At 53.2% G+C, this 26,149-nt stretch carries 25 protein-coding genes; 14 read left to right on the top strand and 11 right to left on the bottom strand.

Annotation, left to right across the window (positions count from 1 at the left end; genetic code table 11):
* Positions 1-3,519, top strand: a complete 3,519-nt coding sequence (locus H6868_08170; protein ID MCB9989287.1) for an AsmA family protein — start codon at positions 1-3, stop codon at positions 3,517-3,519.
* 8 nt (positions 3,520-3,527) lie between these two features.
* Here H6868_08170 and H6868_08165 read toward each other — a convergent pair whose 3' ends face one another.
* From H6868_08165 to fumC, 3 genes are read right to left on the bottom strand one after another with little or no spacing between them, the layout of a single operon-like run.
* Positions 3,528-4,205: a sel1 repeat family protein gene (locus tag H6868_08165; protein ID MCB9989286.1), complete on the bottom strand. Its 678-nt coding sequence runs from the start codon at positions 4,203-4,205 to the stop codon at positions 3,528-3,530.
* Positions 4,206-4,245: 40 nt separating this feature from the next.
* Positions 4,246-4,455: a ribbon-helix-helix domain-containing protein gene (locus H6868_08160; GenBank protein ID MCB9989285.1), complete on the bottom strand. Its 210-nt coding sequence runs from the start codon at positions 4,453-4,455 to the stop codon at positions 4,246-4,248.
* Positions 4,456-5,850, bottom strand: a complete 1,395-nt coding sequence (fumC, locus tag H6868_08155) for a class II fumarate hydratase (GenBank protein MCB9989284.1) — start codon at positions 5,848-5,850, stop codon at positions 4,456-4,458.
* A gap of 179 nt (positions 5,851-6,029) precedes the next feature.
* Between fumC and H6868_08150 the strand changes: the two genes are divergently transcribed.
* Positions 6,030-6,299 carry a hypothetical protein gene (locus H6868_08150; protein MCB9989283.1) on the top strand — a complete coding sequence of 90 codons (270 nt, stop codon included), beginning with the start codon at positions 6,030-6,032 and terminating at the stop codon, positions 6,297-6,299.
* On the opposite strand, the gene H6868_08145 is transcribed toward H6868_08150, so the two are convergent.
* Genes H6868_08145 through H6868_08135 form a run of 3 tightly spaced genes read right to left on the bottom strand, consistent with a single transcriptional unit; the run spans position 6,296 to position 8,108 of the window.
* Positions 6,296-7,366 carry a 5-(carboxyamino)imidazole ribonucleotide synthase gene (locus tag H6868_08145; GenBank protein ID MCB9989282.1) on the bottom strand — a complete coding sequence of 357 codons (1,071 nt, stop codon included), beginning with the start codon at positions 7,364-7,366 and terminating at the stop codon, positions 6,296-6,298. The genes H6868_08150 and H6868_08145 overlap by 4 nt on opposite strands.
* Positions 7,367-7,409: 43 nt before the next feature.
* Positions 7,410-7,901, bottom strand: a complete 492-nt coding sequence (gene purE, locus H6868_08140) for a 5-(carboxyamino)imidazole ribonucleotide mutase (GenBank protein ID MCB9989281.1) — start codon at positions 7,899-7,901, stop codon at positions 7,410-7,412.
* Positions 7,902-7,907: 6 nt separating this feature from the next.
* Positions 7,908-8,108, bottom strand: coding sequence for a DUF465 domain-containing protein (locus H6868_08135; GenBank protein MCB9989280.1), 201 nt, complete (start codon positions 8,106-8,108; stop codon positions 7,908-7,910).
* A gap of 173 nt (positions 8,109-8,281) precedes the next feature.
* Between H6868_08135 and H6868_08130 the strand changes: the two genes are divergently transcribed.
* From H6868_08130 to H6868_08085, 10 genes are all read left to right on the top strand, one after another.
* On the top strand, positions 8,282-9,361 hold the full coding sequence (locus tag H6868_08130; protein ID MCB9989279.1) for an ATP-dependent 6-phosphofructokinase: 1,080 nt from the start codon (positions 8,282-8,284) through the stop codon (positions 9,359-9,361).
* A gap of 11 nt (positions 9,362-9,372) precedes the next feature.
* A complete protein-coding gene (locus H6868_08125) occupies positions 9,373-9,903 on the top strand; it encodes a PH domain-containing protein (GenBank protein ID MCB9989278.1) in 531 nt (176 codons plus the stop codon).
* Positions 9,904-9,926: 23 nt separating this feature from the next.
* Positions 9,927-10,379, top strand: a complete 453-nt coding sequence (locus tag H6868_08120; protein ID MCB9989277.1) for a PH domain-containing protein — start codon at positions 9,927-9,929, stop codon at positions 10,377-10,379.
* Positions 10,380-10,465: 86 nt separating this feature from the next.
* Positions 10,466-11,239, top strand: coding sequence for a divergent polysaccharide deacetylase family protein (locus tag H6868_08115; GenBank protein MCB9989276.1), 774 nt, complete (start codon positions 10,466-10,468; stop codon positions 11,237-11,239).
* An 87-nt stretch (positions 11,240-11,326) separates the two neighbouring features.
* Entirely contained in the window at positions 11,327-13,045 is a 1,719-nt protein-coding gene (ilvD, locus tag H6868_08110; protein ID MCB9989275.1) for a dihydroxy-acid dehydratase, read from the top strand.
* A 77-nt stretch (positions 13,046-13,122) separates the two neighbouring features.
* Positions 13,123-14,904, top strand: coding sequence for a L,D-transpeptidase family protein (locus tag H6868_08105; protein MCB9989274.1), 1,782 nt, complete (start codon positions 13,123-13,125; stop codon positions 14,902-14,904).
* 134 nt (positions 14,905-15,038) lie between these two features.
* Positions 15,039-15,626, top strand: coding sequence for a DUF882 domain-containing protein (locus H6868_08100; GenBank protein ID MCB9989273.1), 588 nt, complete (start codon positions 15,039-15,041; stop codon positions 15,624-15,626).
* Positions 15,627-15,695: 69 nt separating this feature from the next.
* The gene (gene folK, locus H6868_08095) at positions 15,696-16,208 is read left to right on the top strand and encodes a 2-amino-4-hydroxy-6-hydroxymethyldihydropteridine diphosphokinase (GenBank protein MCB9989272.1); all 513 of its coding nucleotides are present in this window, start codon (positions 15,696-15,698) and stop codon (positions 16,206-16,208) included.
* A 44-nt stretch (positions 16,209-16,252) separates the two neighbouring features.
* A complete protein-coding gene (gene folP, locus H6868_08090) occupies positions 16,253-17,080 on the top strand; it encodes a dihydropteroate synthase (GenBank protein ID MCB9989271.1) in 828 nt (275 codons plus the stop codon).
* Between the two features lie 670 nt (positions 17,081-17,750).
* Positions 17,751-18,536, top strand: a complete 786-nt coding sequence (locus H6868_08085; GenBank protein ID MCB9989270.1) for a hypothetical protein — start codon at positions 17,751-17,753, stop codon at positions 18,534-18,536.
* Between the two features lie 6 nt (positions 18,537-18,542).
* On the opposite strand, the gene H6868_08080 is transcribed toward H6868_08085, so the two are convergent.
* Positions 18,543-19,160 (bottom strand): histidine phosphatase family protein, encoded by a 618-nt coding sequence (locus tag H6868_08080; GenBank protein MCB9989269.1) that lies wholly within the window; start codon positions 19,158-19,160, stop codon positions 18,543-18,545.
* A gap of 14 nt (positions 19,161-19,174) precedes the next feature.
* On the bottom strand, positions 19,175-19,954 hold the full coding sequence (locus H6868_08075) for a DUF108 domain-containing protein (protein ID MCB9989268.1): 780 nt from the start codon (positions 19,952-19,954) through the stop codon (positions 19,175-19,177).
* Between the two features lie 49 nt (positions 19,955-20,003).
* On the opposite strand from H6868_08075, the gene recO reads away from it, so the two are divergent.
* Positions 20,004-20,759 (top strand): DNA repair protein RecO, encoded by a 756-nt coding sequence (recO, locus tag H6868_08070; GenBank protein ID MCB9989267.1) that lies wholly within the window; start codon positions 20,004-20,006, stop codon positions 20,757-20,759.
* Positions 20,760-20,792: 33 nt separating this feature from the next.
* Positions 20,793-23,036 (top strand): DNA topoisomerase IV subunit A, encoded by a 2,244-nt coding sequence (gene parC / locus H6868_08065; GenBank protein ID MCB9989266.1) that lies wholly within the window; start codon positions 20,793-20,795, stop codon positions 23,034-23,036.
* A 9-nt stretch (positions 23,037-23,045) separates the two neighbouring features.
* On the opposite strand, the gene H6868_08060 is transcribed toward parC, so the two are convergent.
* The 3 genes from H6868_08060 to motA form a co-directional block, all read right to left on the bottom strand.
* Complete coding sequence (locus tag H6868_08060) at positions 23,046-23,888, bottom strand: hypothetical protein (GenBank protein ID MCB9989265.1); 843 nt, start codon at positions 23,886-23,888, stop codon at positions 23,046-23,048.
* A gap of 74 nt (positions 23,889-23,962) precedes the next feature.
* The gene (motB, locus tag H6868_08055) at positions 23,963-25,090 is read right to left on the bottom strand and encodes a flagellar motor protein MotB (GenBank protein MCB9989264.1); all 1,128 of its coding nucleotides are present in this window, start codon (positions 25,088-25,090) and stop codon (positions 23,963-23,965) included.
* A gap of 16 nt (positions 25,091-25,106) precedes the next feature.
* Positions 25,107-26,000, bottom strand: a complete 894-nt coding sequence (motA, locus tag H6868_08050) for a flagellar motor stator protein MotA (GenBank protein MCB9989263.1) — start codon at positions 25,998-26,000, stop codon at positions 25,107-25,109.
* Positions 26,001-26,149 lie beyond the last annotated feature (149 nt).

Below are 26,149 nucleotides of genomic sequence, written 5' to 3'. Positions count from 1 at the left end.
GTGAAGCGCTTAGTTATCGTTATCAGTGTTGTTGTTCTGGCAGTTTTGGGCCTTTTGGTTATGGCGCCCGGTTTTGTCGACTGGAACAAGTACAAGCCCCAGATTATTTCGCAAATCAAGGATACGACCGGTTATGAGGTCAAAATTGACGGCGGCCTGTCGTTTGCTGTGGTTCCGTTTCCCCGTTTGATGGTTGAAAATCTCTCTGTGGCGACGGCGGCCGGCGGGACGGTGCCGTTTATTTCGCTGGACCGGGCCGAGGTGTCTGTGGCCCTGATGCCGCTTTTAAGCCGGGAAGTGATTGTGAACAGCGTTTTGCTGGTGAAGCCGGATATATTGGTGGAGGTCGCAAAAGACGGCTCTTTGACGGCGATGACCGATACGATCAAGCAGAAAACGGAAAAGGGCAAATCCGACAACGCGGCAGGGCCGGAGAGCGCGATCAAGAATGTGGCGCTGAACGAAGTGAAAATCCGCGATGGGCGGTTCCATTACCTCAATCACCAATCCGGACAGGATATCGTGCTGGATGCTGTGGGGATGACGGTCAAAGGCGATAGCCTTCAGGGGCCGTTTGCTGCTGAAACCGCGTTTTCTTATAAGGGGCAAAAAGTAGAGGCTGACATTAAAACCGGCCGGATTGACGATGGTTCCGGGACGGTTGCTTTGCAACTGGCGGTCAATTTGCCGGACAGCAAGGCAAACGTTTCCTACTCCGGGATTGTGACAACGGGCGGTCCGCTGGAGCTGCAGGGGGAGTTTGAAGCGGCCTTTGATAATCTGGCTGCGGCGCTGGCGCTGGCCGATGTGCCGGCGCAGGACGCGTTGAAAAAAGCCGTGCAGGTTAAGGGAATGCTGACGTTTGGGGATGATGCACTGGCGCTGAAGACGCTGAGCGGCACCTATGACGGGGTGGCTGTTAGCGGAAATGTGAATGCCAAGGGGCTGAAAAGCAAGCTCTTGCAGGTTTCTGTTGCGCTGGAAAGTGCGGGGACGCTCAATCTTGATGCGATGATGAGCGGGACAGCCAATGGTAAAGGCCAGAAGAAGGACGGCAAGACCGCGGCGCAGGCTGCGGCGGCGTTTTTACCCGAAACGATGACTGTGCCCATGGATATTCGCGGGACGGCGGCCCTTAAAGCGGCCGGTATTACGGTTAAGGGCGTGACGTATACGAATGTGGCGCTGGCTTTGGAAAAGAATGGCGAGAGCGCCCTTAAAGGGACGGTTAAGGCCGCCGGACCGGGGGCTGGCAAGCTGGATAGTTCGTTTACGCTGTCTTTCGGGGCCGTTTCCCGTTCACTGCAGAGCGGCCAAATGGTTTATTCGGAGCCGCTGCTTTCTTTTGATGCTTCTGTGGCGACCGATAATGCCTTGCAAATGGTTGCTCCTTATTTGCAGCCGGACCAGGTTAAGCAAATGAACGCGGTGTTGTCCCGATCTGTTGACGGGCAAGTGCGCGGCAAAATCGTGTCAGATAAGGTTAGTGTTGAGGCCGGGCGCGTGACCCTTGATGACACGAAAATGAATTTTTCTGGTTCTTTCGCTTTAGGGAAAAAGCCGGTTTTGAGTGTGAACATGGAAGGTGCGCAACTGGATGTTGACGGCTGGAAGACCCGATTGCAGGGGGGCGGTGCAAGTGCCGCGGCTGTTGCGGCCGCTGCGGAGAAAAAATCGCCGGCTGCCGGGATCAAGGATATGACGGATCATTTGAAGCTACCGTTTGATCTTAACCTCGTGGCTTCGCTGCAGAACGTGAAACTGGATGGCCGGACTTATCAGAAAATTGATGCCAAGGGGGCTTTGACCGGTGACCGTTTGAGTATCGAGACGTTGAATGTGCGTAATGCGCAAGGGGATAGCGGGCTGGTTAGCGGCAAGATCGGGAGCGTGTCCGCGTTGTCGGATATTGATTTGTCCGTATCTGGTAAAACGCCGGATGTCGAAAAACTTGTCCAGTTTTTCAATATCAAAAATGTGACTTTGCCGGCGCATGCAGGGGATGCGGAGCTGGTTTCCGAATTTAAGGGGAAAGCTGACAATCTTTCTTATATAGCGAACGTCAAGGCGTTGCGCGGATCGGCAGAGGCGCGCGGTGTTTTGACTGGTCTTCTGGACAAACCCGATATCAGTGAACTGACGTTGCGGTTGCGGCACCCGAACTATGTTGACCTGATCAATATTTTCAAGCCGTCCTTTACCAGCCGGGTCACGATCAAGAAATCTCTGGACCTGTTTATCCCTGTGAAACGTGCCGGGGATAGTTACAATTTCAACGGTGTAAAGGCCGAGATCGGACCCGTATCAGCCAGCGGTGATATTGTGCTGAAAACCAGCGGTGTGCGTCCGGCGATCAAGGCAACGATGGCGATGAACGATGTGCCGCTCGACAGTTTGCTGGGGCATCAGCCCAGACAGCGCGGGACCGTGCGGGCAACGACGGGGCAATCGACACAAAAAGAAGATATCCGTTGGTCACGCAATGCGATTGATACGGGCTGGATGCACGCAGTCGATCTGGATATGGCGGCCACGGCTACGTCCTTATCTTATGGGACATGGACCATGCAAAATGTTGATCTGGACATGGATATGACGGGAGGAATCCTGACGCTTAAAAAGCTGAACGGGGCCATGCATGGCGGGCAGGTTGCGCTGAACGGGGTCGTTAAATCATCCGACAAACCGCGCCAGCCGTTGTCTATGGAGGGGGATGCCTCTTTGAAGAATGTTTCTTTGGAATCTTTTGTGAAATCATTCAGCGGGTCACGTCTGGTGCAGGCGAAAGGGACTGTTTCTCTGGATACATCCGTGAAATCAACAGGTTTAAGCCCTGCGGCCTTGATTTTTGACTTGCAGGGGAAAGGGGCATCGACGGGCCAGAACCTGATTTTTGAAGGGTTCGATCTGGCGCGTTTGTCGCGGGCTTTGTCTGCCCCGACCAGTAGCTTTACAGAGAATTTCGGCAAAATCCTGGAGGCCTCGACAGCCGGGGGCAGTACGGCATTCGATACGTTGGATGCCGCTTTCACGATTAATGAGGGGGGTATTAATTTTGACAAGCTGCTCCTGAGCGGGGCGGATGCTGATGTGACCGGTACGGGGAATGTGAATTTACCACTCTGGACGATTGACCTGACGACAGTTGTGGACCTGAAGGAACCTGCGGATGCTCCGGATCTGAAAACCGTGTTCAGGGGGCCGCTGGACAATCCCGGCAAAACATTCGCCCAGAATGCCCTGAACCAGTATTTCAACAAACAACTGGAAGGGCTGGTTCTCAATCCGCTGCTGAACAAGTTGCAAAAAGAGGGAATTTTGCAGGCACCGGCTGCGCCAGCTCCGGCGCCATCTGCACCGACTGCGCCAACGGCAGGGGAAACGCCCCAAACGCAACAACAGCAACAAGTTGTGCCCGAAGAGCCGAAACCTGCTCAGCCGGTGCCGCAGTCGCGTGAGATTTCACCGGAGGATGCGTTGTTCGGTATTTTGCAGAATGTTATTGAAGGGGCGCGGTAGTTCGGCTTTTACGGGCCGGGAACAAACGTAATCTGGATAACATTTCTGATTTGCCTGTTGTCGTCGATGGCGACGAATTCAAGACGGGATTTTTTGCCTTTGTGAAGAATGCGCTCCTCATTTCTTAGGCGGTATTCATTACTTATCTTTAGTGGCGTTGAGAGAGTTGGCTGTTTTGGATCACGCATCAGGACGGTGGTGATTGACGGATCCTGATGCAGGGCTTTGATCTTTATTATAGTTTGATCCGGTATCTTTACTTCCACGGAATCGAGGTAATATTTTCCGTTTATCAGCAGAGAAAACGGCCGTTCATAGGGGTATACATATTTCCTGTAGTAGTGTTCGGATAATTCTCGCGCTTTCTTTCTTTCCTCACCCTTTAACTGGGGGGCGAGTTTTGCCCTTTCTTTTTCAGCTTCTTCATGGCCGAGCATGGCTGCGGCGTAAAACCAGGCGTAAGCCGTTGGTGGGCTGGGCGGGGTGTCTTCGGTTCCGTTCAGGTAGATCAGGCCCGTGGCATATTGAGCGTCAGGGTCGCCAGTGCGGGCAGTTTTTTCAATGCCTTCTATCGCAAAATATTCTTTTTCTTGCGCATATGCTGCCGGGCAATGAATGAAACCTGTTGCCAGAGATAAAAACAAAACCGTCACAGCACACAGGATTGGCGCAGTTTTTACTCTCATTAGATATTAATCTCCCCCATCAAAATCCATATCATGACTATTATAACATACCGGCACGGGCCTGTGCCAACACATATAGCCGCAGGGCGCTGGAGAGATTTTCTGTCGCGCGGGTTTCATCAATTTCCGCGATCAGAGCGTTCATAGACATGTCGCGCCGGGCAGCTATATCCTTCAACGCTTCCCAGAATTCGTCTTCCAGCGTGATGGAGGTGGCGTGCCCGGCGATTTTAATGGAGCGTTTTTTCATTTAATCCCGCGGTTTGACCATATCTTCCGGTTTGATCCACTGGGCGAATTGCTCTTCGGTCAAGAGGCCGAGTGCAACACCAGCTTCTTTTAGCGTGGTCCCATCGGCGTGGGCCTTTTTGGCTATTTTGGCGGCGTTGTCATAGCCAATATGTGGGTTGAGGGCTGTGACCAGCATTAGGCTTTCGTGCAGCAATTTGTCGATCCGGGCGCGGTTGGCTTCGATGCCGACGACGCAATTATCGGTGAAGCTGTTGCAGGCATCGGCGATCAGGCGGATGGATTGCAGCACGTTATAAATCATCACGGGTTTAAAGACGTTTAATTCGAAATGACCGTTGCTGCCTGCGACGGTCACGGTGGTGTGATTACCCATGATTTGTGCCGCGACCATGGTCATAGCTTCGGCCTGAGTCGGGTTGACCTTGCCCGGCATGATTGAAGAGCCGGGTTCGTTGGCGGGCAGATTCAGTTCGCCAATACCGCAGCGCGGGCCGGAGCCGAGCATGCGGATGTCGTGGGCGATTTTCATCAGGCTGGCCGCCAGAACGTTAAGCGCGCCGGACAGTTCGACCATGGCGTCGTGGGCGGCCAGAGCCTCGAATTTGTTTTCCGCCGTGATGAACGGCAGGCCGGTGATGTCGGCGACTTTATCGGCGAAAGCCTCGGCAAAGCCGGCCTTGCTATTGATCCCGGTGCCGACGGCTGTGCCGCCCTGCGCCAGTTGCATGATGCGGGGCAGGGTGTTTTTGACCCGGTCGATGCCATAGCGGACTTGCGTGGCGTAGCCGGAAAATTCCTGACCCAGCGTCAGCGGGGTGGCGTCTTGCAGGTGCGTGCGGCCAATCTTGACGATATCGGCGAATTCCTTTGCCTTGGCGTCCAGGGCGGCGTGAAGCTTTTCGAGGGCCGGGATCAGGGCGCTATGAATTTGTTCGCCCGCAGCGATATGCATGACGGTTGGGAATGTGTCATTCGACGATTGACCCATATTGACGTGATCGTTCGGATGGACCGGGGTTTTGCCGCCGCGGGTACCGGAGAGTTGTTCGTTGGCCCGGCCGGCAATGACTTCGTTGGCATTCATGTTGGTTTGCGTGCCCGAACCCGTTTGCCAGACAACCAGCGGGAATTCCCCGGCCAGTGTGCCGTCGATGATTTCATTGGCTGCGGACACGATGGCATCGGCCAGATTTTTGTCCAGTACACCGAGTTTCTCATTGGTCAGCGCGGCGGCTTTTTTCTGGATACCCAGCGCCCGGACCAATGGCACGGGCATTGTCTCGCCACCGATTTTAAAGTTTTGCAGGCTGCGCTGGGTCTGTGCGCCCCAGTAACGGTCGGCGGGAACTTCGATGGCGCCAAGGGAGTCGGTTTCAGTGCGGGTATCGGTCATGATCTATCTCTTTGAAAAAGTAAAAAGTTGTCTGGGGCGGATTTTACTGCCTGCGGCACAGAAAACAATCATGAACAGCCTAAAAAAACAGGCTTTCCCCCGAATAATCTGTTGGTTGCAATTTATGGGAAAGCGTATGATGATGTAAGAAAAATGAGACAGCAGACAGAGAGGGATAGATGAAAAAAGGGAATGTTACCAGTATCAGTGACAGGCAGGCACGTCTGGCGGCGTGCGAGGATATCTATCGCCGGGCGCGTGGCCAGATGAGCAGTGCGTTTAACCTGGTGCGGGAAATGCAGGAGACTGTGGATACGCGCTCGTTGAAGATTGCGCTGCCCCAGAGCCGGGCTGAGCGGTTGTTGCAGGCTATCCGGGACGGGCGTTTTCGCATTGGTTCGCTGGATGGCGGAGATTTTTCCGGTTTCCGGCCGCGTTGGGAGCGTTAGGTCTTTGGCTTTAGCGCCGTGGCGTGCCCCATTTTGCGGCCATCCTTGACGTCTTCCTTGCCATAGAGGTGGACGCAAGTGCCCTCGATTTCCATGAGTTTTTTGGCTTCTAGAGCATCTTTTCCAATCAGATTTCTCATGATGGCGTCAGAATGACGGCTCGGATGACCCACGGCTAGGCCGCAGACCGTGCGGACGTGGTTTTCGAACTGTGATACGGCGCAAGCGTCAATCGTCCAGTGGCCGGAATTGTGGGTGCGCGGGGCGATTTCATTGGCGATGATGCGGCCATCCTTTGTGACAAACATTTCAAGCGCCAGAACACCGACCAGATCAACGGCATCAGCCAGTAAACGGGTCATTTCAACGGCCTGTGCGGCCATTTGATCCGGAATCGGCGCGGGCACGGTTGTCTTCGATAAAATATGGTCTTTATGCTCATTTAGACACGGCCCGTAGTGGACAGTTTGTCCGAGTTTGTCGCGAGCAACGATGACGGAAATTTCACATGAAAAATCAATAACTTCTTCGATAATTATTTCTTTTGAATTTAAAATTTCCCAAGCGTTTTCCACAGAGTCATTGGCCGATAGCATTTTTTGGCCTTTTCCGTCGTAACCAAAGCGTGTCGTTTTTAAAATATGACGCTCTCCCGGTACGGTTTTCAGAGCTTCTGGCATGTCTTTGACGCTGGCGGCCAGTGCCCAGCGTGCGGTTGGGATACCGATATCGTTCAGGAATTTCTTTTCCAGACCACGGTCCTGTGCGATTTCCAGCAGGCGGTCATCCGGGTAGACCGGTTTTAGATCTTGCAGATAGCGGACGGTTTCAACCGGGATATTTTCAAATTCGTAGGAAATGACATCGACGCTTTCAGCAAAGGCTTTCAGCTTTTTTTTGTCTTCATAGGTGCCGATAAAGGTCCGGGCGGCGACATGACTGGCAGGGCTGTTTTCTTCCGGGCAATAGATATGGGTTTTGATGCCTAGACGTGCGGCGGCCATAGCGCTCATCCGCCCAAGCTGGCCGCCTCCGAGGATGCCAAGTGTTTTCGCGTTCATTTTCATGGGGGCTTTTATGGCAGTGAATAGTCAAAACCGCAAGTGCGAATTAGTCGGCCGGCTGTTCGGCAACGCCGGCGGTTTGACGGTCGCGGTAGGCCTGCAGGCGTCCGGCGATCACGTCGTCATGGGTGCTCAGGATGGATGCCGCCAGAAGGGCGGCGTTTTTGGCGCCTGCCGCGCCGATGGCCAATGTGCCAACGGGAATTCCGCCCGGCATTTGCACGATAGAGAGCAGGCTGTCCATTCCCTTTAACGCCTTGCTTTCAACCGGTACGCCGAGAACGGGCAGGGTTGTTGCGCTGGCGATCATGCCGGGTAAATGTGCGGCCCCGCCGGCCCCGGCGATAATCACTTTCAGGCCGCGATCACGCGCGGTTTTGGCGTATTCAAACATCCGGTCCGGTGTGCGGTGGGCCGATGTGATCTTTGTTTCATAGGGAATGCACAGTTCATCGAGAATACCGGCGGCTTCCTTCATGGTGCCCCAGTCCGACTGGGAACCCATGGTGATACCTATAAGAGGGGGGGGTGCGGTCATAACAGCCTACGCAATAATATCCGGGAGCAAATTGCTTTCGATTTTCTGGATCATGTCCTTGAGCATCAGTTTACGCTTTTTCAGGCGCTGGAGCTGAAGAAAGTCGACGGGCTGGGTATGCATCAGGCGATCGATAATCTCATCGAGATCTTTATGCTCGGCCTTCAGGTGGACCAGCTTTTCTTGTAACTCGTCTTCGTCATCCATGAATTATGTATATCCGATATATTGTTATTTTGAGGTTTTTAAGTATAGCAAATAATGCTTTGTTTGATAAGTTTTTTTTGCATCCATTGCACGGTGGACACATTCTATGAAACAGAGTAAACAGAGACTCGGTTTTTTTAGTTAATATTTGATTCTGTAAAAGGTTGTAACTTATGGCGACAAAGCGTATCGGAATTCTTACCAGTGGCGGCGACTGTGCAGGCTTGAATGCGGCTATCCGGTCGGTGGTGCATAGTGCTCATAATCTGGGGTGGGAAACGGTCGGGATTTTGAACGGTACGGCCGGGCTTTTGAAAGATCCGCCGCAGTACCGGGTTTTGACGCCGGCGGAATTTAACGGCAACATTATGAGGTTGGGCGGCACTATTCTGGGGACGACCAATAAGGGAAATCCGTTTGCTTTTCCGATGGCCGACGGTTCGACCAAGGATTTATCCGGAAAAATCGTCGAAGGATTCAAGGCGTTGGGGCTGGATGGCGTTATCGGTATCGGCGGTGACGGCAGCTTTGCGATTTTGAAAAAACTGGCCGAGCAGGGCGGGATTAATCTGGTCGGGATTCCCAAAACCATTGATAACGATATCGGCATGACGGAGGCATCCGTCGGATTCGATACGGCGGTGGCGGTGGCGACCGAGGCGCTGGATCGTTTGCAGCCGACGGCGGCCAGCCATGACCGCGTGATGATTTTGGAAGTTATGGGCCGTGATGCCGGGCATATTGCCTTGAATGCCGGGATTGCCGGCGGCGCGGATATTATCCTGATCCCTGAAATTCCGTATACGATTGAGGCGATCGCCGAGAAAATCAGAAAAGTCAAAGCGTCGGGCCGTAACTTTGCGTTGATGATCGTGTCGGAAGCGGTGAGCACGCCGGAAGGTTCCAAGGCGGAAATGGAATATCATGGCGGCGAAAAACGCTATGGCGGGATTGGCTATTATCTGGGCGACCAGATTGCCCATGCGACGGATTCAGAAACGCGGGTCAGTATTCTGGGACACGTCCAGCGCGGCTGCCAGCCGACATGGAACGACCGGATGCTGGCATCGGCTTTCGGGGCCAAGGCTGTGGACCTGATCCGTGAAGGGAAATTCGGGCGTATGGTGGCCTGGTCCAACCGTCAGGTCATCGACGTGGCGATTGAGGATGCGATTGCGGCCTATCAACAAGTAGACCTGGACAGCACTTTGGTTCATACTGCCAGAGCGTTGGGTATTTCATTTGGAGATTAGAATTGAGTCGCATGGTATATGTCAGGCAGTCGTTGGGGCCTGACGAAGAATTAATAGCCGTAGGGCAATTCCACTGGATGTACAGTCTGCAGGCCGTGTTGAACATTATCTGGGGGATTTTGGGCTGTATCGGCGTTTTGTATGCCGCCATTTACTTTCAGGCTCATTACGGCAGCGGCGTTCATGCGCAAGGGATGATCGGCGCTGTTCGGGAATTGCATCCCGGCTTACGATTGCTGGCGTTTTTTGTCTTTGTGATGGGCATGATGCGTTTTGCCCAGATGATGGTGTACAAGGCATCTACGGAAATCGCGATTACCAATGCACGTCTTATATACAAGCGCGGTCTGGTCGCCCGTTATGTCGGGGAAATGAGTATCGACCGGATTGAAGGGGTTAATGTACTGCAAACATTCTGGGGCCGTTTGCTGGGCTATGGCCGGGTGATGGTTCGCGGGATGGGGATTGGCGAGGTTATTTTGCCGCCGCTGGCCAATCCGATTGTTTTCCGCAAGGCGATTGAAAGAGCCCGGACGAGCTAGGTGTTTTTCGTGAGGAGGGAATCATGGCAAAAGAGATCAAAGACGTTCTGGTTTCCGGCGAGCAGGTAAAAGCGCAGGCGCATCTGCATAAAGCGATTTTTATTTTCCCGTCGACGATTGTGCTTCTGGCCGTTTTGGTCGGTGTGTTGTTTCACTGGCTGGTCGGGTTGACGATTTTATTCCTGAGTCTGTACCCGGTTAGCAATGCTTATATCCTGTTCAAGACGACGCGGTTGTTGCTCACGGATCGACGTATTCTCTTGATATACGGCTTTTTTAATCAGGACGTTGTCCAGTTTAAATTCGACAAGGTTGAAAGTGCGTCGCTGGAAAACCCGCTTCTGGGCCGTATTCTCGGCTATTCTACAGTGGTGATCCGCGGGGTCGGGACCGGGGCGGTGCCGGTCCGGTTCGTGATGAACGGCGAGCGTTTCGTTCGCAAGACGGAAGAAGCGCTGCTGAAGCCTGAAAACTAATTTTCCTTTTGGTTAGAATTATTTGCATTCTCCATCGTTTTGGGCTATCCTTCACGTTATGTAAATAATTTAAGGAAGGGTGTGTGATGAGTGCAAACAAAACTTTGCTGGCTTCTGTATTGCTGGCCTCATCATCTTTGGCGGGGGCGCAAGGCCATACACCACAAATTGCTATCGTTATTGACGATTTATGTGAAGGTAAAATTCAAGAGACATTAGATATTGCTGCACTCAAGGCACCTATAGCGGGAGCATATTTGCCTTATGCAGCCAAGACGCCTGCTGGAAAGGCTTGTTTGGAAAAGGCAACCAAACTGGCCAAATCCAATGGTCAGGAAGTCTTTGTCCATTTGCCGGTGCAGCCGGTCGATCGTCGTCATGATGCACCGTCGGGCCAGATCAATGTCGGGATGCAAGCCGATCAGATTGTCCCGATTTTAAAGCAGGCATTTGATGCTGTGCCGCGCGCGATTGGTTTTAACAATCATCAGGGCAGTAAAGGGACAGCGAACAGGCAGCTTATGAGGGAGCTGGCGTTCGCGACGGCCTTTACCCAGTCTGACAGAATTAAATATACGCTGGATTCCCGTACATCAGGGAAATCCGTGATGTGTGATGCCATGAAGGATTTTAATGTGAACTGTGCCAAGCGTGAAGGCCGGTTTCTTGACAATGTTCGGAACGAAAATCAAATCTACACAGAAATCTATAATGGCATAGCTCTATCCCGTGAAACTGGTAAGCCGGTGATCGTGATCGGTCACCATTATCCTGAAACGCGGCGGGTTCTTGAAAAAGTAATTCCTGAAATCCGTGAATATATGATCCCGGCTTCCGAGGCGATCAAATTCAATAGATAGTTTTTATCTCGGCTTGAGTTCAGGGAATAAACACGCTATCCCTTTAGGCATTCTTTGAGTGCCATTATAAAGAGGGGTGCGCCCGCCATGACCTGGGATAAATCAAAACTTGTCAGCCGTTATGTAACCGAAGGCGTTAAAAGCGCCGCGGCCCGTTCGTATTACTATGCGATGGGCCTGACGGAGAAAGAAATTCACCAGCCTCTGGTCGGGGTGGCGACGTGCTGGAACGAGGCGGCTCCCTGTAATATTGCACTTCAGCGGCAGGCGCAATCGGTCAAAAAAGGTGTGAAATCCGGCGAGGGCACGCCGCGCGAATTTACGACGATTACCGTGACGGACGGGATTGCCATGGGGCACGAAGGGATGCGGTCTTCGCTGGTGTCCCGCGATATTATTACGGACTCTGTGGAACTCACAATGCGCGGGCATTGCTATGATGCGCTGGTGGGACTGGCCGGGTGCGACAAATCCCTGCCGGGGATGATGATGGCGATGATCCGTTTGAATGTGCCGAGTGTGTTTATGTACGGCGGGTCGATCATGCCGGGGAAATTCCGCGGCAAGGATGTGACCGTTATTGATGTGTTCGAAGGGATCGGCAAGCACGCGACCGGCGAATTTTCCGATAAAGACCTGCATGAAATGGAATGCTGTGCCTGTCCGGGGGCGGGGGCTTGCGGCGGCCAGTTTACGGCGAATACGATGGCTTGCGTATCTGAGGCGATTGGTCTGGCGTTGCCGGGATCGGCCGGAGCGCCGGCGCCCTATGAAACGCGCGATGAATATGCTGTGGCTTCCGGGGAGGCCGTGATGAAGCTGCTGCGCGAAGGTGGGCCGCGGCCGCGTGATATCGTAACGCGGCAGGCATTGGAAAACGCGGCGGCCGTGGTGGCGGCGACGGGCGGTTCAACCAATGCGGCGCTGCATTTGCCGGCGATGGCGCATGAGGCCGGGATAGAGTTTGACTTGCACGATGTGGCGGTGGTGTTTGCCCGCGTGCCGTATATTGCCGACCTGAAACCCGGCGGAAAATATGTAGCCAAGGATATGTATGATGTCGGCGGCGTGTCGGTGGTTTTGAAAGAATTGCTGGATGGCGGTTACATTCACGGCGATTGCCTGACGGTGACGGGCAAGACGATTGCCGAGAATCTTAAAGATCAGGCATTCCCCGAAAATCAGAATGTAATCCGGCCATTGTCCCATCCTATTCATCCCACCGGCGGCGTTGTTGGCCTGCGCGGGAATCTGGCGCCGGAAGGGGCGATTGTGAAGATTGCCGGGCTGGATGAGCTGGTTTTTGAAGGGCCGACCCGCTGTTTCGATAGTGAGGAAGAATGCTTTAATGCCGTGCAAAACCGCGATTACGAAGAGGGCGATGTTCTGGTCATTCGTTACGAAGGGCCGAAGGGCGGTCCCGGCATGCGGGAAATGCTCTCGACCACGGCAGCGTTGTACGGGCAGGGCACCGGTGGAAAAGTGGCGCTGATTACTGATGGGCGTTTTTCCGGCGGAACGCGTGGTTTTTGTATCGGGCATGTCGGGCCGGAGGCGGCTGTCGGTGGTCCGATCGCCTTGCTGAAGGATGGTGATATGATCCGTATAGATGCCGAAAAAGGCTCGTTAGAGGTTCTTTTGAGCGATGATGAGCTTAAAATGCGCCGCCAGTCGTGGCAACCCCGGACCAATAACTACCAGTCCGGCGCGCTGTGGAAATATGTGCAGCTGGTCGGCCCGGCCGAAAAAGGGGCGGTAACCCACCCCGGCGCCAAGGCGGAAACTCATATTTACGCGGATTTATAATCGTTTTCTGGCCAAATCATGTTATCTTGGTAGTAGATCTTTGTGTCTACCAGATTACGTTCTAAAGGTATCCGGCCATGTGGGCAAAATTCATAACAGAACCGGACAGTCGGCTTGTGCGCCCCTGGTTTTCCAAGGTTGCGGCGGGTGCGATTGTTCTGGCGCTTTTATCTTTGCCTTGTCCGGCAGAGGCCGGGGATGTCCGGGAAAAGCCAACGGTCATTGATAAAATTACATCCTTTGTCAATCCGGGCTCTGTTTTTCAAGCGGCTTTGGCGGCCGGCACGGTTGATGATTCTACATTTTATGATGCCGATGCCATGCGCGCTTTCTACCAGCAGCGGGACAATGAACTGATCTGGACGGAAAAAGAAGCGAATGCCGCGCAGATTAATGCCATGCTGACGGTTTTTGAAGATTCATGGCGTCATGGCCTGAACCCGGCGCGTTACCACGTGCCTTCCCTTCGTTCTCTGTTGTCCGGACCGCAGAATAAGGAAACGCAAGCCCGGCTGGAGTTATTACTTTCGGATGCCGTGGTTCGTTACGGCCATGATATAAGCGGGATGCGCGTTATTCCCGAACATGTCGGGGAAAAGGGCAAATACTGGCGGGCGCCGGTTCCGGCCCTGACGGTTCTTTCCCGTGTGGCGCAAGCGCATGCCCCGGCGCAGGAGTTACTGGCACTGGGGCCTTCCGGATCTTTGTACAAAAAGCTTCAGGAGGAGCTGGTTCGTTTATCCCGTGAAGATGATGGTTACGATCACGTTTTACCGCTGGATTTTGGCGTGCCTTTTTTCAAGCCGGGAAAACGTCATCCGGCGGTGGCGGGGTTAAGGGTTCGTCTCGGGGTTGAATATGACCCGGCGTATGGCCCTGAAGATTTTTATGATGACGAACTGGGGGCTGCGGTGATGCGTTTCCAGCGTGAACACGGTCTGGAGCCTGATGCCGTGATAGGTCCGCAAACGCTGACACTTCTTAACCGGACCCGGCAGGCGCAGATGGAACAGATTATCGCTAATCTTGAGCGGTTGCGCTGGCTGGATCCAGACCGCCCGGACCGTTATATGCTGGTCAATATTCCGTCCCAGACGTTGTGGGCGATATCCGGCGGGCGGGTGGCTCTGGAGATGCCGGTTGTGGTCGGGCAGCCTTCGCGGCCCACCGCGAGTTTTAAAACCGAAGTTAAGGGCATTCGTTTCAATCCGACCTGGACGGTGCCGTTGAGTATCAAGATGAAGGATTTCCTGCCGAAGATTCTGGAAGATCCCAGTTACCTCGATCACAAGGGGGTGGAGCTATATATGGGGTATGGCAAGGATGCCGAAACCATTGATCCTTATGATGTAGCGTGGGAAAATGTCGGGCGCAAGGAAATGAACCAGATCCGGATGGTGCAAATTCCCGGTGACCATAATGCGTTGGGCCGAATTCGCGTTTTGATGCCCAATGAATTCGATATTTATATGCATGACACGAATCACCCGGAATTATTCGATTCCAACCAGCGTATCTATAGCTCCGGCTGTGTACGGTTATCGCATCCGCGTGATGTGGCTCGTTTCGTGCTGGCGGAAAACCGTAACTGGTCCGAAGAAAAAATGGATGCGGTGATACAGGAAGGGAAGATGACGGACATTTTGTCGGCGAATCCCATACCTGTGTATATCGTTTACCAAACGGTCTGGCTTGGTGAGGGCGGGCGTATTATTTATGGCCCCGATGTCTATGGACTTGACAGGCGGCTGGTCAGCGAATTGCGCTCTATGGATGGGTTTGCATTGCCTTTGACGGCACCTTCGACCATGACGGTTGATGCGGCGCAGCGAGAACTTGCATCCGTCGGCACTTTCTAATATAATTATAAGAGGTCTTTACTGGTTATACCAAGTCTGGTATTCAAACATCTTCGATTCTCTTACTTTTGACGAATCACCATTCAGTAAACAAACGAACAAGTAAGTATATATATCAGGAGTTCGTGTTTCTCATGACACTAGATAACAACGAAAACGTGCCGGTTATTGGTCGGCGTGATGTTCTGAAATCCGGCCTTATCGGCGGTACCGGTCTGGTTCTGGCGGGCGGTATTTTTAGTCCTGTGCAGGCGGCGTCATTGTCCAAAATGGACAGGGGTGTGCGCGAAATAGAGCTTTACAATACTCACACGGGTGAAAAATTCTCAGGTGAATATAAAGTCGGCGGGAAATATCTGCCGGATGCCTTTGAGGAAATTAACAGCGTTTTACGCGATTTCCGTACGGGGGAAGTTTTTCCGATTGATCCGCGGGTTCTTGATATTATGCATACGATCCGTGAGCGGTTGGGGCGTAAGGACCAGTTTGAAATCCTGTCCGGTTACCGGTCGCCGAAAACCAATAAAATGTTGCGGACGAACACCAGCGGCGTTGCTAAAAATTCTTTGCATATGACCGGTCAGGCTGTTGATATTCGTATGCCGGGGGTTTCGACGACGAAAATCAGAGATATTGCCCGTAGTTTGAGAGCGGGCGGCGTTGGCTATTACCCGAAAAGCGGCTTTGTTCACATTGACACCGGTGCGGTTCGGAGCTGGTAGTCGGCTTTTGATTACGAAATAGAATTTTGATATCCCCGCTTTGGCGGGGATATTTGTATCAAGAGGGAAATGATGATTTTTGTTGCTCTGGGAGCCAATTTGCCAAGCCGTTTTGGCGCACCGCATGAAACGCTGGCGGCGGCGCGGGCTGAAATGGCGCGGCGTGGGCTGGATATTGTTCGGCAATCTTCAACATGGCTGACAGCGCCGGTGCCTGTGTCTGACCAGCCCTGGTATCATAATGAGGTGGTGGCTGTAGAAACCGGCCTGTCGCCTTTCCGGTTGCTGGAAACGTTGCAGGATATAGAGAATACATTTGGCCGGGAGCGCAGTCTTCGCAACGCGCCCCGGATCCTTGATCTTGATCTGGTGGCTTACGACGATGTGATACTTGACCGTCCAGAGCTGATTATCCCGCATCCGCGCATGCATGAGCGGGCTTTTGTCTTGCTGCCGTTGCAAGAAATCGCGCCGGACGATTGGCGGCATCCGGTTTCAAAGGCATCGCTGGTGGATTTGATCGCCAAAGTGCCGGCAGAGCAAAAAGCCCAGAAAAGCGATGTTGAGCAAGATTTGGGGTGAAAAACAGGGTGTTCGCAGGCGGCGTTGTGGTTTAGATATTATTTATGGTAACGCAAAATCCTTTTTTTAGCGGCGGCCCGTATATTATGGGCATTGTTAACGTTACGCCGGACAGTTTTTCCGATGGGGGCCGCTATTTCTCTCCGGAAAAGGCGGTCGCACATGGTTTGCGTCTGGTGGAAGAGGGGGCGGATATTCTCGATATCGGCGGCGAGTCAACGCGGCCTGGCGCCGTGCCGGTGACGCCACAAGAAGAAATCGACCGGGTTATGCCGGTGATTGAGGGGCTGAAGGGCTGTGGGCGGCGGATTTCCATTGATACGCGGCATGCGGCGACGATGCGCGCGGCGCTGGCGGCCGGGGCGGGCATGATTAACGATGTCACGGCGCTGACCGGTGACCCGGATTCTTTGGATGCCGCGCGGTCTGCGGATGTGCCTGTGTGTCTCATGCATATGCGGGGCATGCCGGGAACCATGCAGGATAATCCTGTTTACGAGGATGTGGTCGCGGATGTTTTTGCGTATCTTGGCCAGCGCATTGCCGCTTGTGAAGCGGCGGGTATTGAGAAATCCCGGTTGATCGTCGATCCCGGTATCGGGTTTGGTAAAACGGCGGCGCATAACACAAATTTGCTGGGGCATTTACGGCGGTTTCATGATTTGGGGGTACCCTTGTTGATTGGCGTATCCCGAAAACGTTTTATTGATGCGCTTTGTGAGCGGCCGATTTTACCGCAAGACCGCGTGCCGGGATCCTTGGCGGCCGCGCTTTTTGCCCTGACGCAGGGCGCGCATATTTTCCGCGTTCATGATGTGGCTGTCACGCGGCAGGCGTTCAGGGTCTGGCAGGGGATGCAATCCGCGTCATAGTGGGGCGCGTGAGACGTTATGACGTCTTTTTTCGGGTTGTGATACGCCTTGTTTTCAGACAATTTTATATTTCTTTTTTCCTGATGGCTGCGGTCTTTAAAAAACGTTTTTAGGCGTGTTCTTCATCGATCTTCCTTATATAAAGCTTCGGACTTGATCCTGTTATGTTCTCTTGTGGATAAACATACAGGGGATTGTTCTGTGGATATCAGAAATTCCCTTTAAATAACAAAGTGTTTGTGGATATCTATGATATTTGCACAGATGTTTTTTCCGCAAACGAAACGATATGTATCTATATTTTCGGCATTGTTTTTTGGGTCATCACTGGTTTTTATGATACGAAAAACAGCGAAAATGAGCCTTTTATACGGCGAAAATGCCATTTATGACCTTTTTAAGATATTTTCAGTTGGGGCGTATCGTAAAAGGAGCATTTTATCTGTGTGTAAGGCCTAAAGTTATCCACAGGCAAAAAACGGTCTGATCGCTGTTTTTTTCTGTGTGCGGTGCAGCAGACTGTGGATATCATTTTTGCCGGTTGGGCTGTAAATTAGTGAAAACGGAGAAAATATTGAAGTGACCTTGCGCCGGTTTGTATTCAGGTCCGGGATGTGCTATTTTATTGTCATATTATTTTTGTGGTCCTGCGGGGCCAGAGGGGCAAAACGTGTCATCGAAAATCATTAAAGGTTCATTATCGGTGCTTGGCGGCGCTTTTTTGGGCGGACAGGTGGCGGCGGCCGGTAATCCGGTGGTTGATGATGTGCCGTGTTTTGATAATTTGCGGGATTATTCGATTGCGGCGCTGGGGGTGGCTCCCGATATCAAAGGGTATGGCGTTATGAACAAAACCGCCGATTACACCGTCTTTATGGACAGCCGGCAGACGGATGGCGGTTTGCGCGGCCGGTTTCATTATCAAGTGGTGTCACTGGCGACGGCGCAAAAATGCGATTTCCAGCAGGATATTATTCTGCGAGAGGGCGGTGTGCGGACTCTTTCTGTCGCCGGCGTTTGCGCGCCTCTGAACGGCTGGCGCGATCAAAGTGAACTGGAGGATGTCCGGGGGCGTTACCAGCCCCGTGCCGGGATTTATGATGAAAACACGCCTTTTATGCGCTATGCGCGCGATCAGTGCTGGGCGATTGGCGGCGGGACGGACGATCGCGGCGAATATCGGCGGGAGATCGACAAGGAAGCTCATATTGTCGCGGAAAGCTCCTGTATACCGCTGACGGAAAATGCCGGCGTTTGTGTTACGGAATCGTTTAAGGGCAGCGTGTATGACGGCCGGACGAACGATGTAGAGCTGTCCTTTCAGCACAGCTATATCTGTAACGGCCAGGCTTATACAACGGAAGCCCGTTACAACCGCGAGCCCACGCCGTATGAGGGGGCGCGTTATAATGAAAAATCCGCCAAGAAGACCGAGGTTTTGCGCTATGACCCCTAGGCGGGGTTACAAGGCCGCGTTTTTTATCGTTAACTTCCCGTTTTCTACGATAATCTGTGAGACTTTCCATGGAAAATCAGACGTTTCAGGTGTGGGCGCCGGTTCGAAATAATGAAGGATCGCGTTTTCGGCTGTATGCCATGTGGTGCCGAAGCCAAAGGTGTGGCCGAGCACCAAAAATATTCCGCCATGGCAAGAAATAAGCGGCAGGCCGGGCTGCGCCAGTATGTCGTTCATTCCCTTCCTAACGCGCGCGGCGAAGGTTTCAAAGGTTTCGCCTTCGGGAGGTTCCTGCCATGATTTAAAGCTGTGATCGGCCTTTAATTCGCTTTTGATACGGCCCTGATAGATGCCGTAATGTTGTTCCGATATATCGCGGCTCTCAGCCATGGGAAGCGCGCATTCCTGATTCATCAGGGCGGCTGTGTCGCGGGCACGGGCCAGATGGCTATGGACGATCCGGTCCGGGCTGGGGATAAGTTCTGTCAGGAACGGTGTATAGGCCAGCGCTTGCTGACGACCCTTTTCGGTCAGGGCGACATCCATTTGTCCCGAATAATATCCACCGGCATTGGCTTCGCTTTCGCCGTGACGGATCAGGTAAAAAGGTCTTTGTGGCAGCATGTTATCTGTTTCTTTTAAAGAACGGTTATATCATCGGTCATTTGCCGGAGGGCGGCGATGACGCTGTGGGCAGCCAGCATGCTGGTTTTCGGGTTGGCCGGATCGGGAATGTTATCGACGCGGGCGGTCAGGGCCGAGTATTCGCCGGTGACCGTAATTTCGTGGGTGTTGCCTTGCGCGGCCGGATCGGCCCAGACTTCGACGGTGGTGTTTTCCGGACCCAGGCCTGCAAGGCTCAACGTGGCCGCCACGTTAACATTAGCCGGGAAAGCTTTGGCAGCGGCCAGAGCATTGCCAGAAAAAATGCATGTGGCGGTTTCTATGGCGTTTAAATCAATTTGTTCCTGTTCTATGTAAGGTGCGCCTGCGTAGGAAAGCGGCTTTTTAGTGGAACGAATTTGCGCCGTTTTGATACCCATAGAGCGGAGCGCGGCGACCCCGTCCAGTCCAAATAGAGCCCCGGATGGCACGATAATGCGTCCTTGACCTTCTTTTGCCCATTTTTTGATGTCAGGAAAGCGGAGCAAGGCAGCACTGGAGATCATAATCAGTGTTTTACCGCGGGACAAAACGTCCTGCGCCAGTGCCGAAACAATGTCCGGCGGCAGGCATTCACAGATAATGTCGCAGGTTTCCGCCAGTTCGGCAAAAGGCAGGTTGGGGACATCAAACGGCACAGAGCCGGTTTCGGCTACGGCGGTCAGATCCATGTCCGCGATATCGCCGTTTAGCAGCGCCGCGCAGACGGTTTTTCCAATCGCGCCGACCCCGGCGACTCCGATTTTGTAAGTCATGTTCAAGAATCCATGTGTATCTGTGACGATCTATGGTTAAATACAAACCATGGAACAGTGGGAAGATCAAGGGATAGTGCTGATGGCGCGGCCGCATGGCGAGAACGGCGCGATTGTGTCGTTGCTAACCGAGCAGAACGGGCGGCATGCTGGCTATGTGCGCGGGGCGAGCTCATCGAAAATGCGCGGAACGTTAGAGCCGGGATCGCTGGTCGGGGTGCGCTGGCAGGCGCGTAGCCATGATGAGCTGGGTACTTATACGTTAGAGCAAGAGCGCGGGTATGCCGCCGGTTTTATGTATGATCCGTTGCGGCTGGAGGCGTTGCTGTCGGCTTGTGCGCTATGCGATGCGGCGCTGCCAGAGCGGGAAGGGCATGCGGGGCTGTTTTACGGGCTGCAGGCGTTATTCGAGGCGCTGGACGATGAGCATTGGGGCGCGGTTTATGTGATATGGGAGATCGCGCTGCTCAGGGAGCTGGGGTTTGCGCTGGAGCTGAGCAAGTGCGCGGGCGGCGGCGATGATAACGATCTGGCTTATGTTTCACCGAAGACGGGGCGGGCGGTCAGCCGCGCTGCGGGGGCTGTTTATAAAGAGCGATTGCTCGAATTACCGGCGTTTCTCAAGCCGGAAAAAGGGGCGGCGACGGACGAGGAAATCCTGAAAGGTCTCAAAATGACCGGGTATTTTCTGGAACACTGGGCGTTTACCCACCATACGCAGGGCGTTCCGGAAAAACGCCTGCAATTTCAGGAGCGGTTTGAAAAAGCTCTGAATCCCTCGGCAGAAATGGAAAAAACCGCGTGACGCGGCGGTTTTCTTGGGCTATGAATAATGCCCATGACAAAAGAGAACACGATTCAAGACCAGCAAATCATTGACCAGCCGATGGGGGAGATTCTCTCCGACCGATATTTATCCTATGCGCTTTCGACGATTATGGACCGGGCGCTGCCCGATGTGCGCGACGGGATGAAGCCGGTGCACCGGCGTTTGCTGTATGCGATGTACCAGCTCAAGCTGGCCCCGGATACCCAGCCGAAAAAATGCGCGCGCGTCGTCGGGGACGTAATCGGTAAATTCCACCCGCACGGCGACACGGCCGTTTACGATGCCATGGTGCGTTTGGCGCAGGATTTTGCCGTGCGTTACCCACTGGTCGACGGGCAGGGGAACTTCGGGAATATTGATGGCGATAACGCGGCGGCCATGCGGTATACGGAAGCGCGGCTGACGGCTGTGGCGCGGTTGATGCTGGAGGGGATCGACGAAGATGCCGTTGATTTCCGGGCGACGTATGACGGGGAAACGCTGGAACCTGTGGTGTTGCCCGCCGCGTTCCCGAATTTGCTAGCGAACGGTTCGTCGGGGATCGCCGTCGGTATGGCGACAAATATTCCGCCGCACAACGTGTATGAGCTGTGCGAAGCTATGGAGCTGATGCTGGACAGCGACACGGACCCGACGGTTGAGGATTTGCTGAAAATCGTCAAGGGGCCGGATTTCCCGACGGGCGGCGTGATGGTTGAGCCGCACGAAAGCATTATTCAGAGCTATAAAACCGGGAAAGGTGCGTTCCGCCTGCGGGCGCGCTGGCACAAGGAAGAACTGAAGCAGGGGCAATACCAGATTATTGTCACGGAAATCCCCTATCAGGTGCAAAAATCCCGGATGATCGAAAAGATCGCCGAGCTGATTAATGCCCGGAAACTGCCGATGCTGGACGATGTGCGCGACGAGAGCGCCGAGGATATCCGCCTTGTTCTGGTGCCCAAGAGCCGGAATGTCGAGCCGGAATTGTTGATGGAAGCTCTGTTCCGGGCGACTGATCTGGAAACGCGCTTTAACATGAATTTGAACGTGCTGGACGGCGGGACCGTGCCGCGCGTGATGAACCTGAAGGAAGTGCTGGCGGCGTGGCTGGCGCATCGTCAGGAAGTGCTGGTCCGCCGGGCGCAGAACCGGCTGGAAAAAGTCTTGCACCGGATTGAGATTCTTGCCGGGTATTTGATTGTTTACCTCAATATTGACGAGGTGATCCGGATTGTGCGCGAGGAAGACGATCCGAAACAGGAATTGATAAAGACCTTTGGCCTGAGCGATGTGCAGGCCGAGGCTGTCCTGAATATGCGGCTGCGTAATTTGCGCAAGCTGGAAGAAATGGAGCTGCGCACCGAGCATGATGATTTGTGCAAGGAGCGCGATCAGCTGGAGGCGCTGATTAAATCCGAAAGCAAGCAGTGGAAAGAGATCCGCAAGCAAATCGGCGAGTTGAAAAAGCTGTTTGCCCTGAATACGCCACTGGGCGCGCGCCGCACGGAAATAGGTCATGCGCCGGCCCCGGTCGATATCGATTCTCTGGAAGAAGCCATGATCGAAAAAGAGCCGGTAACGGTGATTTTGTCGGCCAAGGGCTGGATCAAGGCGATGAAGGGGCACGGCGTTAATCCGAAGGATATCAAGTACAAGGACGGCGACCGCGGCAAATTCGTGCTGGAGGCCCAGACAACCGACAAGTTGCTGGTGTTCGGGACGAACGGGCGGTTTTACACGGTGGGCTGCGACAAGTTGCCGCCGGGGCGTGGTTTTGGCGAGCCGGTGCGGCTGATGGTCGATTTGCCCAATGATTCCGATATCGCGGCGATGGAGCTGTTTAAGCCGGAGGCCAAGTTGCTGGTGGCTTCGGATGACGGGCGCGGGTTTATCGTGGCGGAAAAGGATGTTCTGGCGCAAACGCGGGGCGGTAAACAGGTTTTGAATGTTGGCGGCAAGGTTGAAGCAAAAATCTGCGTGCCGATCGTCGATGAAGACGATCATATCGCCATTATCGGCACCAATCGCAAGATGCTGGTGTTTGAACGCGCGGAGCTGCCGGAAATGGCCAAGGGCAAGGGCGTGATCCTGCAACGCTTCAAGGATGGCGGTGTGTCGGATATTCGGCCGTTTAACATGGCGGTGGGCCTGACGTTTAAATACGGAGCCGGGGAGACGACGGTTGAGAATATTACGCCGTGGATCGGTCGTCGGGCCAGCGCCGGGCGCTTGCCGCCCAATGGTTTTCCAAAGAATAACCGTTTCGGTTAGACTCTTCGTTTAGGGCTGAAATTTGATTTTATGCATTGCGCGGTTCATGTATTCATCTGGCCGTGTCCGGCTTTGCTGTGGAACCGATTCTACGTCTTTCCAGCCTTTGTTTGTTAAGATCTGGAATGGATTGAATTCGCTTTTGTAATGCATACGGCCATCTTCACTCCTATCCCAAGGACCAAGGTAGATATAGGAAAGACCATTTTTTTGTGCGTGCTCGATGGACTTTAGAATAATGAATTTCCCAAGACTTCTCTCGTGAGATTGAGAGACATCGTAGTAATATGTATTCAACGACATACCATCTTCCAAGAGAGAGTAAATGCCCGCGCCGAGCAATTTATTATCGCGATCGCGTACTTCGATTGTGTAATCCGGAATATCTACGCGTCCCATTTGATGCGTTACATATCGGAACAGAAAAGTTTCAGGGTCGTTTTCTTTTTTGGCGGATTCAATTATTTTTTTGTATTCGTCCGGGTGGCGTCCCTTCATGAAATTTAGAAAAATAGCGATGTGTTCACCTATGTTTTCTTTTGCTTTCAAGGGGGAAAGCACTGTCAGTGTCAAATCATTATTCGTGTTTATATTGCGCCGTTGGGAACGGCGGGGTGTGAAATTCGCCGCGTCAATTCTGCAAGGGACGCAGTGATCGCATTGTGGGCACGTGTACTGTACGAAAAAATTACTTATTTTCATCAGGCCGCCCTGATGGGCAAGCGTGCTTATTCTTTTTGCCTGCTCAATGTCAACGTCGTCCCGCCATCCATAAACGTTGTATGTTTTTATGCCTGTATTCTCGCGAATGAGACATGTGGTTTTATTTTGTTGCTTAAGTAATAACGCCATACTTTGCCCAAATTTTTTATGGCAATGTAGCTTTTTGGTTATGAAAAGTCAAGGTTTCTGATGCCCCGTATAAACTAAGGGAAATAAACGGCGCCGGGGGTTTTTTGATAAGGTTTATCCTTGTCCGGCGCGGGGGTGACCGGCGTGCGGGATCGCGGATACTCATCAAAATTATTATCGGCGAAGGGGTCCGTGTCATCGGTGGTTCCTGCCGGGTGTGGCGTGGTTTTGGTTTCTTCGCCGGATGACTCTCCTGTTTTTTCTCCGACCAGATCGTCCAGCGCGCCGCGCGCCAGAGCGTCTTCCAGATTTTCCCGGAGCAGAATAATGCTAATCCGGCGGTTGCGGGCATCCATGGGATCTTCCGCAATAAAGGGATCTTTATCGGCCTTGCCCACGACATTGGCCGTGCGATCGGCGCTTACCCCCGCATCAATCAGGACACGGCGGCTGGCGTTGGCGCGATCGGCGGACAGTTCCCAGTTGGTGTATTTCGCGCCGACGCCAAATTTATGGGCGTCCGTATGACCGCGGATCGACAGATTGTTGGGCATGGTGTTGATGACGCCGGCCACCATTTTCATCAGGTCCTTCGTATAGCCGTACATTTCGGCGCTGCCGCTCGGGAACATGGGTTTGCCGTCCTGGTCGATGATCTGTATGCGCATGCCTTCGGGGACGACGTCAATGGCAAGATTTTCAGCAAGCCCGGCCAGTTCGGGATTGTTTTGCATCGTTTCTTCCATTTCCTTTTTGGCTTGCTCAAAGGCTTCGTCCTCGCGCTTTTCGAGTTCTTGCTTGAGCGCCTCTATATCGGCTTTCCCGGCTTCCATTTCTTCGCTGCCGACCTGTTGGGTAACTTTTTTACCCTGATTGACGGCGCCGGTTTGCTGGGGGGCGGATAAGGGCTGGGCATTGTCGGCCATGGCGCCTTCCGATGTCATGGTCAGACCACCGAGAACGCCGCCCGCACCGCTGGTATAGCTCGATATTTTTTCCGGAGTGGGGTCAAAATAACTGGAAATCAGGTTCTTTTCTTCCTCGGTCGTCACATTCAAAAGCCAAAGCAACAGAAAAAAGGCCATCATGGCCGTCACGAAGTCGGCATAGGCAACTTTCCATGCGCCGCCATGGTGACCGCCGCCACTTTTTTTGATCTTTTTGACGATAATCGGCTGGAGTTCGTCGGCCTTTTTTGACAACGTCGTTCTCCCGTTCCTATTGTCCCGGTGCAGGCAGTTCGTTCAGCTTGTCTTCCAGTTCCTGGAAGCTGGGCTGGACGTCATGAGGCAGGAATTTACGGGAAAATTCCACGGCAACCTGCGGCGCAGCGCCCTGCAAGAAGGCAAGGATACTGATTTTGATACATTTGAAGTACATGACTTCGGTTTCGGCTTTGGAGCTCATAGCTCCGGCAATCGGCGCCACAAAGGCATAAGACAGCCAGACCCCCAGGAACGTACCGACAAGGGCGCCCCCGATCATTTTACCCAGAATTTCCGGCGGTTCGGAAATGGAAGCCATGGTTTTAATAACCCCTAGAACGGCCGCCACAATACCCAGAGCCGGGATCCCGTCCGCCATGGTCTGGACCGCGTGACCGGGATGGCTGTGGTGATGGTTGATGGTTTCAATTTCTTCGTCCATCAGGGCTTCCAGCTCGTGCGGGTTTTCATTGCCCAGAGAGATAATCCGCAAGTAATCGCACAGGAATACCAGTGCATGATGATTTCCGGACAGGCCGGGGAACTGTCTGAAGACACTGCTTTCTTCCGGGTGTTCGATGTGTGATTCCAAAGCCAGCCAGCCCTTGGTCCGCGCCAGTTTGAAGATCGTGTACAGGGCGCTCAGCAAATCCATGTAGTCTTCTTTGCTGTAGGCTGAGGGTTTGGCCAAGGCGCTGAAATAGCTCAGCGTGGTTTTAATCACATCGGTTGAGTTGGCGATCAGAAAGGCAGAAATAGCACACCCGAAAATGATGACAAATTCCCCCGGCATGGCACCCAGAATCATGGTCAGCAAATGGGTGAATTTTTCAAAATCGAAATGCAGGGCGATCAGCAAACCGCCGAAAGTACAAACGAAAACAAGCGCAATACCAACAAACTTCATGGTGCTATCAGAAATCCTTTCCCGGACACTTTATGCGTTTTTCCGTTATGATCCTTGAAATACGTTTGCACAGGTCATGTATTTCCGAAATAAAGCGGACCGAATCTTGAATCTATTCTATTGATTTTATCCCTTTTTTAGCGCTCAAG

The sequence above is a fragment of the Rhodospirillales bacterium genome, assembly GCA_020638175.1.
Lineage (GTDB): Bacteria > Pseudomonadota > Alphaproteobacteria > Micavibrionales > Micavibrionaceae > JACKJA01.
Note: the sequence above shows the minus strand (reverse complement) of the source record. Positions and strands in the feature narration are given on the sequence as shown.

Excerpts from the sequence above, each read along its gene's own strand:
- H6868_08080 (MCB9989269.1), bottom strand. The coding sequence starts at position 19,160 with ATGCTGCCACAAAGACCTTTTTACCTGATCCGTCACGGCGAAAGCGAA.
- folP (MCB9989271.1), top strand. The coding sequence starts at position 16,253 with ATGGTAACGCAAAATCCTTTTTTTAGCGGCGGCCCGTATATTATGGGC.
- H6868_08150 (MCB9989283.1), top strand. The coding sequence starts at position 6,030 with ATGAAAAAAGGGAATGTTACCAGTATCAGTGACAGGCAGGCACGTCTG.
- purE (MCB9989281.1), bottom strand. The coding sequence starts at position 7,901 with ATGACCGCACCCCCCCCTCTTATAGGTATCACCATGGGTTCCCAGTCG.
- fumC (MCB9989284.1), bottom strand. The coding sequence starts at position 5,850 with ATGACCGATACCCGCACTGAAACCGACTCCCTTGGCGCCATCGAAGTT.
- H6868_08130 (MCB9989279.1), top strand. The coding sequence starts at position 8,282 with ATGGCGACAAAGCGTATCGGAATTCTTACCAGTGGCGGCGACTGTGCA.
- H6868_08100 (MCB9989273.1), top strand. The coding sequence starts at position 15,039 with ATGACACTAGATAACAACGAAAACGTGCCGGTTATTGGTCGGCGTGAT.
- H6868_08115 (MCB9989276.1), top strand. The coding sequence starts at position 10,466 with ATGAGTGCAAACAAAACTTTGCTGGCTTCTGTATTGCTGGCCTCATCA.
- folK (MCB9989272.1), top strand. The coding sequence starts at position 15,696 with ATGATGATTTTTGTTGCTCTGGGAGCCAATTTGCCAAGCCGTTTTGGC.
- H6868_08120 (MCB9989277.1), top strand. The coding sequence starts at position 9,927 with ATGGCAAAAGAGATCAAAGACGTTCTGGTTTCCGGCGAGCAGGTAAAA.
- motA (MCB9989263.1), bottom strand. The coding sequence starts at position 26,000 with ATGAAGTTTGTTGGTATTGCGCTTGTTTTCGTTTGTACTTTCGGCGGT.
- H6868_08060 (MCB9989265.1), bottom strand. The coding sequence starts at position 23,888 with ATGGCGTTATTACTTAAGCAACAAAATAAAACCACATGTCTCATTCGC.
- H6868_08105 (MCB9989274.1), top strand. The coding sequence starts at position 13,123 with ATGTGGGCAAAATTCATAACAGAACCGGACAGTCGGCTTGTGCGCCCC.
- H6868_08145 (MCB9989282.1), bottom strand. The coding sequence starts at position 7,366 with ATGAAAATGAACGCGAAAACACTTGGCATCCTCGGAGGCGGCCAGCTT.
- parC (MCB9989266.1), top strand. The coding sequence starts at position 20,793 with ATGACAAAAGAGAACACGATTCAAGACCAGCAAATCATTGACCAGCCG.
- H6868_08075 (MCB9989268.1), bottom strand. The coding sequence starts at position 19,954 with ATGACTTACAAAATCGGAGTCGCCGGGGTCGGCGCGATTGGAAAAACC.
- recO (MCB9989267.1), top strand. The coding sequence starts at position 20,004 with ATGGAACAGTGGGAAGATCAAGGGATAGTGCTGATGGCGCGGCCGCAT.
- ilvD (MCB9989275.1), top strand. The coding sequence starts at position 11,327 with ATGACCTGGGATAAATCAAAACTTGTCAGCCGTTATGTAACCGAAGGC.
- H6868_08125 (MCB9989278.1), top strand. The coding sequence starts at position 9,373 with ATGGTATATGTCAGGCAGTCGTTGGGGCCTGACGAAGAATTAATAGCC.
- H6868_08135 (MCB9989280.1), bottom strand. The coding sequence starts at position 8,108 with ATGGATGACGAAGACGAGTTACAAGAAAAGCTGGTCCACCTGAAGGCC.
- H6868_08165 (MCB9989286.1), bottom strand. The coding sequence starts at position 4,205 with ATGAGAGTAAAAACTGCGCCAATCCTGTGTGCTGTGACGGTTTTGTTT.
- H6868_08160 (MCB9989285.1), bottom strand. The coding sequence starts at position 4,455 with ATGAAAAAACGCTCCATTAAAATCGCCGGGCACGCCACCTCCATCACG.